Annotated in this window: 11 protein-coding genes; 6 read left to right on the forward strand and 5 right to left on the reverse strand. The window is 63.9% G+C overall.

Annotation, left to right across the window (positions count from 1 at the left end):
* Nucleotides 1-164 precede the first annotated feature (164 nt).
* Nucleotides 165-914, reverse strand: coding sequence for a 30S ribosomal protein S2 (gene rpsB / locus M2361_RS09500; protein ID WP_259248421.1), 750 nt, complete (start codon nt 912-914; stop codon nt 165-167).
* Between the two features lie 781 nt (nt 915-1,695).
* Here rpsB and map point away from each other — a divergent pair.
* The 6 genes from map (at nt 1,696) to dld (ending at nt 9,039) form a co-directional block, all read left to right on the forward strand.
* Entirely contained in the window at nt 1,696-2,517 is an 822-nt protein-coding gene (map, locus tag M2361_RS09505; protein WP_259248423.1) for a type I methionyl aminopeptidase, read from the forward strand.
* 18 nt (nt 2,518-2,535) lie between these two features.
* Complete coding sequence (locus M2361_RS09510; RefSeq protein ID WP_259248425.1) at nt 2,536-5,142, forward strand: [protein-PII] uridylyltransferase; 2,607 nt, start codon at nt 2,536-2,538, stop codon at nt 5,140-5,142.
* Nucleotides 5,143-5,287: 145 nt separating this feature from the next.
* Entirely contained in the window at nt 5,288-6,001 is a 714-nt protein-coding gene (locus tag M2361_RS09515) for a MarC family protein (RefSeq protein ID WP_050446563.1), read from the forward strand.
* A 51-nt stretch (nt 6,002-6,052) separates the two neighbouring features.
* Nucleotides 6,053-6,535 carry a disulfide bond formation protein B gene (locus M2361_RS09520; protein WP_259248433.1) on the forward strand — a complete coding sequence of 161 codons (483 nt, stop codon included), beginning with the start codon at nt 6,053-6,055 and terminating at the stop codon, nt 6,533-6,535.
* Nucleotides 6,536-6,623: 88 nt separating this feature from the next.
* Entirely contained in the window at nt 6,624-7,145 is a 522-nt protein-coding gene (locus M2361_RS09525) for a M48 family metallopeptidase (protein ID WP_100855470.1), read from the forward strand.
* 100 nt (nt 7,146-7,245) lie between these two features.
* Entirely contained in the window at nt 7,246-9,039 is a 1,794-nt protein-coding gene (dld, locus tag M2361_RS09530; RefSeq protein WP_259248434.1) for a D-lactate dehydrogenase, read from the forward strand.
* 85 nt (nt 9,040-9,124) lie between these two features.
* On the opposite strand, the gene purF is transcribed toward dld, so the two are convergent.
* The 4 genes from purF to folC are packed head-to-tail and all read right to left on the reverse strand — an operon-like array spanning nt 9,125 to nt 13,371.
* Nucleotides 9,125-10,645: an amidophosphoribosyltransferase gene (gene purF, locus M2361_RS09535; protein WP_100855469.1), complete on the reverse strand. Its 1,521-nt coding sequence runs from the start codon at nt 10,643-10,645 to the stop codon at nt 9,125-9,127.
* 30 nt (nt 10,646-10,675) lie between these two features.
* The gene (locus tag M2361_RS09540) at nt 10,676-11,164 is read right to left on the reverse strand and encodes a CvpA family protein (protein ID WP_088588337.1); all 489 of its coding nucleotides are present in this window, start codon (nt 11,162-11,164) and stop codon (nt 10,676-10,678) included.
* Nucleotides 11,164-12,006 carry an SPOR domain-containing protein gene (locus M2361_RS09545; RefSeq protein WP_259248435.1) on the reverse strand — a complete coding sequence of 281 codons (843 nt, stop codon included), beginning with the start codon at nt 12,004-12,006 and terminating at the stop codon, nt 11,164-11,166. The genes M2361_RS09540 and M2361_RS09545 overlap by 1 nt, the downstream gene beginning before the upstream one ends.
* Nucleotides 12,007-12,060: 54 nt before the next feature.
* On the reverse strand, nt 12,061-13,371 hold the full coding sequence (folC, locus tag M2361_RS09550; RefSeq protein WP_259248436.1) for a bifunctional tetrahydrofolate synthase/dihydrofolate synthase: 1,311 nt from the start codon (nt 13,369-13,371) through the stop codon (nt 12,061-12,063).
* Nucleotides 13,372-13,479: the final 108 nt, after the last annotated feature.

The raw sequence follows: 13,479 nt of genomic DNA on the forward strand, positions 1-13,479 counted from the left end.
CTAAGACACGCCCCGGCTCGCCGGGGCAGTGATTTGATTCGATGGGACGCCCGCCAGTGGCGGGCCAGGAAGATGGGAGCCCACCTTCGCAGTGCCGGCGAGGCGGGAGCGGTTCTGTTTCAAAAGCCGCTCCCGGACACTAACCGCCGGACATGACAGCAGGCTTAGGCCTGGTTGTCCTGCACTTCGACGAACTCTTCCTGACCTTCACCCAGCTCTTCGACCAGACCGTTCATGTTCTGTTCGCGGCCTTCCAGCACGGCGTCGGCGATGCCCTTGGCGTACAGCGCGATGGCCTTGGCGGAGTCATCGTTACCCGGGATGACGTAGTCGATGCCGTCGGGCGAGTGGTTGGTGTCAACCACGGCGACCACGGGGATACCCAGCGTCTTGGCTTCGGCGATGGCAATCTTGTGGTAGCCGACGTCGATGACGAACATGGCGTCAGGCAGACCGTTCATGTCCTTGATGCCGCCGATCGACTTGTTCAGCTTGTCCAGTTCGCGTTGGAACAGCAGGCCTTCCTTCTTGATCATGCGCTCGGCGCCGCCTTCGGCAACGACGACTTCCATGTCCTTCAGGCGCTTGACCGAGGTCTTGACCGTCTTGAAGTTGGTCAGCATGCCGCCGAGCCAGCGGGCGTCGACGAAGGGCATGCCGCAACGAGCGGCTTCGGAGGCGACCAGCTCGCGAGCAGCGCGCTTGGTGCCGACAAACAGGATGTTGCCGCCGCGAGCAGCCAACTGCTTCACGAACTTGGTGGCTTCCTGGTACTTATCAACCGTCTTTTCCAGGTTGATGATGTGAATCTTGTTGCGGTGACCGAAGATGTACGGAGCCATCTTGGGGTTCCAGTAACGGGTTTGGTGACCAAAGTGGACACCCGCTTCCAGCATTTCGCGCATCAAAGACATGTAATTCTCCAAGGGTTGATTTCTTGCGCCGCACCTGCATCAGCCTCTGGCTGACACCCTGGGTGGTGAGACGCGCGATTTCCCGCAACACGCGGGATGGACAAAATTTTAACCGGGCCGACCGATCACTGCCGCAATAAAACTACTGCTTCCGCGATAAACCCAGACGACCGACACAACAGGAACCCTGCACCGCACACTTGCTCATGCTTGTTCTAGACAAGCAGGCGCTGAGCCAGACACTCCAGGAGATTCCTGGAAGTTTCCGGGGTTCAGCGCACCCGGACTTGTTTTGTTGGCAGCGAAATCCAGCTCTTCACATTCAGGCTTGACGCCCTCTTGCGCATCAGGCCACCAGGGCATTTCTTCAAAAAACCCGAAGGTTTTCAAGAACTTAATCTGGCGCCCATACCGAACCTGCATCGCCGCTCAAAAACATGACCGGGCTTACAAGCACGCCGTGCCCCGGGTTTGCTGATTTCAAATACTCACATAAATCCTGCGTGGCCCCTTCCGCACCTTGCGCTCTTTCAGTACCTGGCAACCTGCCCGATTTCGCTCCACAACCTTCGCTTGCGGTGAAACTTCAGGGCATGCTGCCGATCTCATGAAAGATCGTTCGGGGCAAAGAGACTGGCAAAACTCATGCGGCGCATTTTCGACCACCGCTGCCAGGATCGGCTCTTGCCGTAACCCGATTGCTCCCCAAAATTTTAGGGAAGCCTATAATTCTACTATTCTTTCAAGCAGACATTCAAGCGAGAGATCGTCAAGTTACTCCATGGGCACAATTACCAATCCGGCCGACCTGGCCAAGATGCGCGCCGCCTGCCAGGACGCCGCCAAAGTTCTCGATTTCATCACTCCCTACGTGAAGCCGGGCGTCACCACCGGAGAGCTGGACCGCCTCTGCCTGGAATACCTGACTGACGAATTGAAGGTCAAGTCCGCCACGGTGGGCTACGCCCCGCCCGGCTACCCGCCCTTCACCGGCGCCATCTGTACGTCGGTGAACCACCAGGTCTGCCACGGCATTCCGGGCGACAAGGTGCTGAAAAACGGGGACTCACTCAATATCGACGTCACCATCATCAAGGATGGCTGGTTCGGCGACACCAGCCGCATGTACGCCGTGGGCGAACAGTCCATCTTGTCGCGCCGCCTGACCGAGATCACCTTCGAATGCATGTGGAAGGGAATCCAGCAGGTGAAGAACGGCGCCACCCTGGGCGACGTGGGCAACGCCATCCAGAAGCATGCGGAATCCAACGGCTTTTCGGTGGTGCGCGAATTCTGCGGCCACGGCATCGGCCAGCGTTTTCATGAAGATCCGCAGGTGCTGCATTATGGCAAGCCCGGGACGGGCGTGAAATTGGTGACGGGTATGTTGTTCACCATCGAACCCATGATCAACGCCGGCCGCCGCGAAATTCGCCAGCTTGCCGATGGCTGGACGGTCGTCACCCGCGACCACAGCCTGTCGGCGCAGTGGGAACATGCCGTCTGCGTCACCGATACCGGCTATGAAGTGCTGACCCTGTCGCCCGGCATGCCGCAACCGCCGGCTTTCATCAAAGAGCCCATCGTCATTCCCGCCGTGTAAGGCTCCGCCGCCCGCCCCATGACCGCCGAATTCCTCAGCTCCCTGCGTGAACGCATTCAGCAAGCCCGACGCGCCGCGGTAACCCAGTTCCGCGAACACGAGCGTCCGGACACGTTGCTGTCCGAATTGCGGCGCATCGTGGACGCCGCGCTGCGCGACTTGGTCAAGCATTGCCCGCTGCCCTTGGGCGCCACGCTGGCGGCGGTGGGCGGTTATGGCCGGGGCGAGCTGTATCCGCATTCCGACGTCGATCTGCTGATTCTGCTGCCGCACGCCCCCACGTCCGAAGAGGAATCGGCCATTGAACGGCTGGTGGCCTCGTTGTGGGACCTGGGCCTGGAGCCGGGCCACAGCGTACGCACTATTGAAGACTGCGAACGCGAGGCCGATGCCGACATCACCGTGGAAACGGCGCTGCTGGAATCGCGCTGGCTAGCGGGCAGCCGCATCCTGATGCGCAAGTTCGACGCCGCCACGAAGTCGCGGCTGGATCCGCGCGCCTTCTTCCGCGCCAAGCGGGTCGAGATGCAGCAGCGCCATGCGCGCTATCACGACACGCCCTACGCGCTGGAACCGAATTGCAAGGAATCGCCCGGCGGCTTGCGCGACCTGCAAGTCATTCTATGGATGGCGCGTGCCGCGGGCTTCGGCAATAGCTGGCGCTCGGTGGCGCAAGCGGGCTTGCTGACGTCTTCCGAAGCGCGCGACCTGCGCAAGGCGGAACAGGCCTTCAAGCGCTTGCGCATTGAACTGCACCTGCTGTCGAAGCGCCGAGAAGACCGCGTGCTGTTCGATCTGCAACCGGCGCTGGCCGAGGTCTACGGCATCCACGCCACCGCCACGCGGCGCGGCAGCGAACTGCTGATGCAGCGCTATTACTGGGCCGCGCGCCTGGTGACGCAGCTGAACGGCATCCTGGTGCAGAACATCGAAGAGCGGCTGTTCCCGCGCCCCGATAGCGATGCGCGCGACATCGACGACGACTTCCGCAACCTGCGCGACCGCCTGGACATCATTCGCGACGACGGCTTCGAACGTAACCCCACCCTGCTGCTGCGCGCCTTCCTGGTGATGCAGCAACACCCCGAACTCACCGGCATGTCGGCGCGCACGCTGCGCGCCATCTGGCATTCGCGCCATCGCATCGATGCGCAGTTCCGCCGCAACCCGGTCAACCGCAAGCTGTTCTTGCAGATCCTGCAGCAGCCGCGCGGCATCGTGCACGAGCTGCGCCGCATGACCATGCTGAACATCCTGCCGCGCTACCTGCCGGTGTTCCGCCGCATCGTGGGCCAGATGCAGCACGACCTGTTCCACGCCTACACGGTGGACCAGCACACGCTGGCCGTGGTGCGCAACCTGCGCCGCTTCACCATGCCCGAGCACGCCCAGGAATACCCGCTGGCCAGCCAATTGATTGCAGGGCTGGACCGACACTGGCTGCTGTACGTGGCGGCGCTGTTTCACGACATCGCCAAGGGCCGTGGCGGCGACCACTCCGAACTGGGCGCCCGCGAAGTGCGCAAGTTCGCGCAAGACCACGGCATGGATCCCGAAGACGCCAAGCTGGTGGAATTCCTGGTGCGCCAGCATTTGCTGATGTCGGCCGTGGCGCAAAAGCGCGACTTGTCCGACCCGGCGGTGGTGCAGGAATTTGCCGCCACCGTCAAAGACGAACGCCATCTGACGGCGCTCTATCTGCTGACGGTGGCCGACATCCGCGGCACCAGCCCCAAGGTCTGGAACGCCTGGAAGGGCAAGCTGCTGGAAGACCTGTACAAGCTGACCCTGGCCGCGCTGGGCGGCGCCCATGCGGACGCCCACACGGTGCTGACCGAGCGCAAGGAAGAAGCGGCCCGCCTGACGCGCCGGGCCGGCCTGCGCGACGACGCCCGCGAAGCCTTCTGGAACCAGTTGGACGTGGCCTACTTCCTGCGCCACGACGCCTCGGACATCGCCTGGCACACGCGCCACCTGTATCACCAGGTGGCGCCTACGCAGGCGGTGGTCAGGGCGCGCCCCACCGAGCAAGGCGAAGGCCTGCAGATCATGGTCTACACGCGCGACGCGCCGGACCTGTTCGTGGCGATCTGCGGGTACTTCGACGCCAAGAACCTGTCCATTCAGGACGCTCGCATCCACACCACGCGCCACGGCTGGGCGCTGGACAGCTTTATCGTGCTGCTGCCCGAAGGCGCCAGCGATCTGCGCGCCCAGGCCACGCTGGTGGAACACGAACTGGCCGAGCGCCTGAAAGACCCGCACGCGGCCGCCCAGGCGCAGCCCAGCCGTGGCGGTTACTACGGCCGCAACCGGCAGTCGCGCGTGTCGCGCGTGTTCCCGGTCATGCCGCAAGCCGAGCTGCAGCCGGACGAGCGCAGCACGTCGTGGCGCCTGTCCGTTACCGCCACTGACCGCCCCGGCCTGCTGCACGCACTGGCGCGCGTATTCGCCCAGCACGAGATCAACCTGCTGATGGCCAAGATCATGACGCTGGGCGACCGCGTGGAAGACGTGTTCATCGTGGATGGCTCGGCGCTGGCGCGCCCCCGCATCCAGATGCAGTTTGAACGCGACATCCTTGACGCGCTGGCCGGCGACGAGGCGCAACAACGGGTGGCCTGATCGCGTGGCTTGATTGGGTGGCTTGATTGGGTGGCTTGATTGGGTGGCTTGATTGGGGGCCCCTGATCGGGCCGCCTGATCAGGTCACCACCCCTCGCCCGAAGCGCATACAATCCGGGTTTTCGGCCAGGCGATACCCGCTCCCATGCAGCTCAACGACTATCTGCGCGTCTTCGGTGGCAGCTTCTTTTTTGCGCTGGCCACGCTGCTGCCCTTTTTGAACCCCCCCGCCATTGCGCCCATCTTCCTGTCGCTGACCGAGGGCGCCTCGTCGGCCACGCGCGTGGTGCTGGCCAAACGGGTGGCGGTCAACGTCTGCCTGATGCTGATCGTGGCCATGGTGGCCGGCAACGTGCTGCTCAGCTTCTTCGGCATTTCCTTGTCGATCGTGCGCGTGGGCGGCGGCATGCTGGTGATTGCCAGCGCCTGGCGGCTGGTGAATTCGCCCGACGCCGACACCGAGCGCGTGGCGCGCATGGCCGAATCATTCACCCCCGAAATGGCGAAGGCGCGCGCGTTCTACCCGCTGACGTTTCCCATCAGTTGCGGCCCCGGCTCCATTGCCGCGGCCATCACCGTGGGCGTGTCCTTGCGCGACCAGAACCACGTGCTGAGCCTGGTGCGGCTGGGCGGTTCCATCCCGGGCATCATCGCGGTGTCCCTGACCCTTTATGTTTGCCTGCGCTTCGCCGCGCAGATGCTGCACCGCCTGGGCGACAACGGCACGGCCGTGTTCATGCGCTTGTCGGCGTTCATCATGCTGTGCCTGGGCGTGCAGATATTCTGGGAAGGCGCGCGCGACCTGATGCTGGGTTTGTTGACGCAGGTGATGCAACCAATTCCGGTTCCCAAGGCCTAAGCGTTGGCCGGGCCGCGCGCCCGCATCGATCAATCTCAAAACAAGTTAAAAATGACTACCCGCTCTGAACGCCTGCTTCGCCTGATTGCCCTGCTTTGCTTCGGCGCCGTTGGCGTTGCCCTGATTTCCCAACACGTCTTCGACATGCCGCCCTGCGCGTGGTGCGTGCTGCAACGCTTGATCTATCTCGTGATTGGCGTGGTGGCGCTGGTTGGTGGCTTTGGCGGCGGCCGGGTGCTGACTCGCATCGCCGGCGCGCTGGCGGCACTGCTGTCGCTGTCCGGCGTGGTGGCGGCCTGGTACCAATACAGCGTGGCGGCCAACATGCTGTCGTGCGACCAGACGTTTGCCGACCGCTTCATGACCGGCATCGGCCTGGAAGGCAACGTGCCGTGGCTGTTCGGCATTTTCGCCACCTGCATGGACGCCAAGGTGCCGGTGCTGGGCATCGAATATGCCTTGTGGAGCCTGGCGCTCTTCGTGGTCTTGTTCTTCATGGCGCTGCCCGTCGTCTTCGGCCGCGCCCGAGCCTGAATCCAAACGCGGACGCGCGCCTGGCGGCCCGCGCCTGACAACACCGCGCCGATTGCCTCCCAAGGCGGCGCGGAGGTCTACTCCAGCTGTGACTACCCTGAAATACCTGACCGGCTATCCGGAACCCCTGCTCGTCCAGGCCCAAACGCTACTTGAGCGCGGCAAGCTGGGCGCCGCCCTGCTGTCGCGTTACCCGGACGGCCCACATGATGTCCGCACGGACCGCGCGCTGTACCAGTACGTGACGGACCTGAAGAACACCTATCTGCGCAACGGCGACCTGATCAATAAAGTTGCCTACGACAGCAAGATCCATGTGATTCAGCATGCCCTGGGCCAGCACACCTACATCTCGCGCGTGCAGGGCGGCAAGCTGCGCGCCAAGCACGAGATCCGGGTGGCGACGCTGTTCAAGACCGTGCCGGCCGAATTCCTGAAGATGATCACCGTGCACGAGTTGGCGCATCTGAAAGAGAAGGACCACAACAAGGCCTTCTACAACCTGTGCCTGCGCATGGAACCGCACTATCACCAATACGAATTCGATCTGCGGCTATATCTGACGCACCTGGAGGCCACGCGCGAATCGTTGTGGGCTCCCAAGGGCTGACTGGCCGCCGCCCCTGCGTGAATCTTCGGTATGATGGCCCCGCGCGCGATGCCTCGCACGCCATCGAACTTACGCCGAATCCGGCCACGTCCCCACTACCATGACGCTTTCGTCCAACATGACCGAGGGCGCCGCCCTGCTGGCGCAACTGCGCGCCGTGGTCGGCCCCGCCCATGTACTGACCAGCGATTCGGCCACGCGCCGCTTTTGCAGGGGCCATCGCACCGGCGAAGGCAAAGTCCTTGCCGTGGTGCGGCCGGGCACGTTGTTGGAACAGTGGCGCGTGTTGCAGGCCGTGGTGCAATCCGGCCGCATCGTCATCATGCAGGCGGCCAACACGGGGCTGACCGGGGGCTCTACGCCAGACGGCGATCACTACGACCGCGACATCGTCCTGATCAACACGCTGCGCATTCCGGGCATTCAGCTTATCCGCGATGGCAAGCAGGTGGTTTGCCTGCCCGGCGCCACGCTGGATCGCCTGGAACAGGCGCTGGCGCCGCTGGGGCGTGAGCCGCATTCGGTGATCGGGTCGTCTTGCATCGGCGCGTCCGTGTTGGGCGGGGTGTGCAATAACTCGGGCGGCGCCTTGATGCGGCGCGGCCCTGCCTACACCGAACTGGCCCTGTACGCGCGCGTGGACGACGACGGCTCGTTAAGCCTGGTGAACCACTTGGGCATTGAACTGGGCGCAACGCCCGAAGACATCCTGACCCGCTTGCAGGCCGGGCAATATGGCCCGGACGACATCCGCGATGACGCGGGCGCCGCGTCGGATCCGCGCTATGCGCAGCACGTGCGCCAAATCGACGAACCCACGCCGGCCCGCTTCAATGCGGACCCGTCGCGCCTGTTCGAGGCCTCGGGTTCCGCTGGCCGCGTCTGCCTGTTCGCCGTGCGCCTGGATACGTTTGAACGCGAACCCAGCACCGTCTTTTATATCGGCAGCAACCAACCCGACGATCTGACGGCCGTGCGCCGGCAATTGTTGGCCGAGCTGCCGCGCCTGCCCATCGCGGGTGAATACATCCATCGCGACGCCTTCGATATCGGCGCGCGCTACGGCAAGGACGTGTTCTTGCTGATCGAAAAACTGGGCACGGCGCGCGTGCCGCAAGCGTTTGCGATCAAGAGCCGAGTCGATGGCATTTTCGAGCGCCTGGGGCTGCACGGCCTGACCGACCGCTTGATCCAGGCCGCCATGGCGTTGTGGCCTCAGCACTTGCCTCACCGCATGCGCGACTATCGTGATCGCTACGAACACCATTTGCTGCTGCGCGTGTCGAACGACACCGCCGACGCCACGCGCGCGTTCCTGCAACGGCATTTTGACGAGCGCAGCGATGCGGCGTTCTTTGAATGCAGCGCCGACGAAGGTCGCAAAGCCTTTCTGCATCGCTTCGCCATCGCGGGCGCGGCGATTCGCTATCGCGACACCCATCGCTCATCGGTCGAGGACATTGTGCCGCTGGACATCGCGCTGCGCCGCAACGACCGCGACTGGGTTGAAACGCTGCCCGCCGACATGGAACGCGACATCGTCCACAAGCTCTATTACGGCCATTTCTTCTGCCACGTCTTCCACCAGGACTACATCGTGCGCAAAGGCGTGGACCCGATCGCGATGGAACATCGCATGTGGGCATTGCTGGACGCGCGCCAGGCGGAATATCCGGCCGAGCACAATGTGGGCCACTTGTATGTCGCCAAGCCGGCGCTGGCCGCGTTTTACCAGGACCTGGATCCCACCAACACGTTCAATCCCGGCATCGGGCATACATCGAAGCTGCTGAACTGGGGCGCGTGCTGCGGGCAACAAGGCATGCCGGCCGCATATGGTGTCCAGGCCGACAGCCTTCAGACTGACGGCAACGAGGGCGCCGACGCCAGGTAGCGGGGGCAAGCAAACCCAGGCGTGCATAAAAAAATGCCGTTCACGCAAGTGAACGGCATTTTTACTGAGGCCCTACCCGACTGGATCAGGCGTCGTTGGCGGCGTAGCCCATGTTGAATTGCAGGCCGCTTGCGCCTTCGTCCTGACCGGGCTCGGCGCGCGACTGGCCCAGGCGCGCCAGGTATTCGGCGGTGATGTCGCCCGTGATGTATTCGCCATCAAAGCACGAGGCTTCGAAGCGCGACATCTTGGGGTTCAGGTCACGCACCGATTGCTGCATGTCGGACAGATCTTGATAGATCAGCGAGTCAGCGCCGATCGCGCGGGCGATTTCCTCGTCGCTACGGCCGGTGGCGATCAGTTCCGATTGCGTGGGCATGTCGATGCCGTACACGTTCGGGAAGCGGACCGGAGGCGCGGCGGACGCGAAGTACACCTTGTTGGCGCCGGCAGCGCGCGCCATGTCGACGATTTCGCGGCTGGTGGTGCCGCGCACGATGGAGTCGTCGACCAGCAGCACGTTCTTGCCCTTGAACTCCATGCCGATGGCATTGAGCTTCTGGCGCACGGACTTACGGCGCACGGCTTGGCCCGGCATGATGAAGGTGCGGCCCACGTAGCGGTTCTTGATGAGCCCTTCGCGGTAATCCAGGTTCAGGCGGGCAGCCAACTGCATGGCGGCGGGACGCGAGGAATCCGGAATCGGCATGACGACGTCGATGTCGCCCAGGCGCATGTTGCGCGCAACCTTGTCGGCCAGGTATTCACCCATGCGCAGGCGGGCGTCGTAAACCGACACGCCGTCGATCAGCGAATCCGGACGCGCGAAGTACACGTATTCGAAAATGCAGGGCACGAGTTGCGGGTTGTCGGCGCACTGGCGGCTGACGAAGCGGCCGTCCAGGTCGACGAACACGGCTTCGCCGGGCTCGACGTCGCGCACGAAGACAAAGCCGCTGCCTTCCAGCGCCACGGATTCCGAGGCCACCATCCATTCCACGCCTTCGTCGGTTTCCATGCGGCCGATACACAACGGGCGAATGCCGTTGGGGTCGCGGAACGCCAGCAGGCCGTAACCGGAAATCTGCGCCACCACGGCATAGGCGCCACGCACACGCTTATGCACGGCCGACACCGCGCGGAAGATGGCGTCGTCGTCTAGCGACACACCATTGGCCGACGATTGCAGTTCGTGCGCCAGCACGTTCAGCAGCACTTCGGAATCGGAATTCGTGTTGATGTGGCGGCGGTCGACGCGGTACAGCGATTCACGCAGTTCACGCCAGTTGGTCAGGTTGCCGTTGTGGGCGAACATGATGCCGAACGGGGCGTTGACGTAGAACGGCTGGGCCTCTTCCTCGCTGGCGCTGGAGCCCGCGGTGGGATAGCGGACCTGGCCGACGCCGGACGTACCGGGCAACGAACGCATGTTGCGCGTACGGAAGACGTCGCGCACCAGGCCGTGAGCCTTGTACATATTGAATTGGTTGCCTTGCGACGTCGCGATGCCCGCGGCGTCCTGCCCGCGATGCTGCAACAGCAGCAAGCTGTCATAGAGCAGCTGGTTGACCGGCCCGCGCCCGATGACCCCTACGATTCCACACATGGTGAGATTTCCTGGTTGATTTGAAGCTAATCAATACGGCAGCCAAGTCGCCAAAGACGGCGGCAGCCACGTTTTGATATGTTTGATGGCCTCGATGGCCGAATGCGAAAACATGGCGTCCTTCCACCACGGCTCTTGGGGCAGCGGCGTATAGCCGGCAGCAGCCACCAACGCCAGCACAATCACCAGACCACGGGCCAGCCCGAACATACCGCCCAGGCCGTGATCGGCGGGGCTGAGTCCGGTACTGCGGATCAAGGCGGCTAGCGTCATGTTGACCAAACCCACACCGAGCAGCACTAGGATGAACACCACGGCGTATGAGACTCCCATGCGCAGCAGCGTCGTTTCAATATAGGGCTCAAGCCACGTATACACCGTGGGGCCCCACCATATCGCGGCTACGAAAGCCAGCAGATAGGCGACCAGCGACAGCACCTCTTTGAGCAGGCCGCGCACCAGGCCCAGCACACCCGAGACCGCCAGGATGGCCAGCACGACGAAGTCGAAGCCGGTCACTATTGGGCGGCAATAAAACCATTGTCATAGCCCAAGGTGCGCAACCGCGCCTGGGCCGCCTGCGCCGCCTCGCGCGAGGGGAACGGCCCCACACGCAGACGGTACTGCTGTTTGCCTCCGATGGAGGCTTGTTCCACAAAGGCGTTGGTGACGCCGGCCTGATGCAGTTTGCCGCGACGCGATTGAGCGTCTTCCGACGTGGTGTAGGCCGCAATCTGCAATACGAAATTGCCCTTGGCGGCAGGCTTGGGCGCCGGCGCGGCGGCGGCCGGAGCGGCACGCCCTTCCAGCAGCGCCAAGGCTCGCGCACCGTCGTCGGAGCGCGTATCGGGCTTGGGGGCCGGCTTGGCTTCGGGCTTGGCTTCGGGCTTGGGCTTGGGTTCAGGCTTGGGCGCCACGAGCGGCGGCGTCACCTGCACGGTGGTTGTGTGCGGGGCTGCCGATTCGGGCGGCGCGGAAGCCGTGGGCGGGGTCGACGGCGTGGACGTCACGGGCGGCGGCGTGGGCACCGTGGAATCCGCCGGGGTGGTGCCATTGCCCGCAACCGCCGGAGCCGTCGCGGTGCCGCCCGCCTGGGGCGCGGCTTGCGGGTCGCTTACCTGGGGTTGGAACGGGGTGTTGCGTTCTGGCACGCGGATGGGAATGTTGTCGGCAACCGGTTCGGGCTGCGAATCAAGCACCATGGGCAGAATGATGACTGCCGCCAGCACCAAGGCGACGGCGCCTGCCAACCTGCGCCGCGCGCGGCCGCGCAGCTCCGCAGCCTGAACCTCGCTAGGCACTGCCGCCCGTTTAGAGGGCGGCGCCTGGTCGGCAGGATCCTTGCGATTGAAAAAACCCATGGAAGAGAATTCCTTGCGGCAATGTGGCGGCGGGCCGCCATGACCCGTTTTTGCCTATGCCTTGCGACCCAGTGCCTGCAAAACCGAGGCCACGGTGAGAAACGACCCAAACACGACGATTCTATCATTCTCGACCGCCTGTTCGCGCGCCGCGGCATAGGCCTGGGCGGGATTTTCGAAGGCGGTGATGCTGGGGCTTTCAGCCCCGGCGGGCGATGGCGGCAAGGCGGCGGCGACCTTGTCGGCCAGCGCCTGGCCCGACATGCCACGCGGCCCGGGCAGGCCCGCGCAATACCAGTGGTCGATGCGGGTGCCCAGCTTGGCCACGACACCAGCCAGATCCTTGTCGCTCAGCATGCCGAACACCGCGTGGGTGTACGGATGGAACCCCATGTTGTCCAGGTTCTGCGCCAGCACGGCCGCGGCATGCGGGTTGTGGGCCACGTCCAGGATCACCGTGGGCTGGCCCGGCAGGATCTGGAAGCGACCCGGCAGCGAGGCTTGCAGCAGCCCCAGGCGCACGGCCTGTTGCTGCACCGGCAAACGATCGCGCACCGATTCCAGCGCGGCCAACGCGGCCGACGCATTCAACAACTGGTTGGCGCCGCGCAGGGCCGGATAGGCCAGCGCGCTGCGGCGCTGTTCGCGCCCGCCGTACGCCCACTGCTGGCGGTCGCCGGAATAGTTGTAGTCGCGGCTGAACAGCCAGAGATCCGCGCCGATTTTTTCCACGTGATCCAGCAGCGATTGCGGCGGAACCGGGTCGCTGCAGATGGCGGGGCGGCCGGCGCGGTAGATATGGGCTTTTTCGAAGCCGATTTTCTCGCGGGTATCGCCCAGCCAGTCGGTGTGGTCGAGGTCAACGCTGGTGACGATGGCGCAATCGGCGTCGACGATATTGACCGCGTCCAGGCGGCCGCCCAAACCGACTTCCAGCACGACCGCATCCAGGCGCGATTGCGAAAACAGGCGCAAGATGGCCAGCGTGGTGAATTCAAAGTACGTCAGCGAAACTTCGCCGCGCGCCGCTTCGACGGCCTGGAATTGGGCGATCAGGTCGGCGTCCGAGGCGATCTGGCCGTTGACGCGGGCACGTTCGTTGAAGTCAATCAGGTGCGGCGACGTATACAGCCCCACCTTGTATCCGGCCGCCAGCAAAATGGCTTCCAACATGGCACAGGTGGAGCCCTTGCCGTTGGTGCCGCCCACGACGAACTTCACGCCCGACAGTTCAAGCCCCATGCGCGCGGCCACTTCGCGCACGCGGTCCAGGCCCATGTCGATCGCCGTGGCGTGGATGGATTCCAGGTATTGCAACCAATCAGACAGGGTGGCGGAGGCGTCAGGCGGACAAACGGAAGACATGGCGGGCCGTGAAAGAAGATCAGCGCCGGATTTTAGCAGTCCGCGCACGGTGTTTTCCCTAATCCCCTAGAGCGCGACACGGTATCCCGCCCGAAAAAGCGCTTGCTG

Source organism: Achromobacter sp. JUb104 (genome assembly GCF_024806975.1).
GTDB classification, from domain to species: Bacteria; Pseudomonadota; Gammaproteobacteria; order Burkholderiales; family Burkholderiaceae_B; genus Achromobacter; species Achromobacter spanius.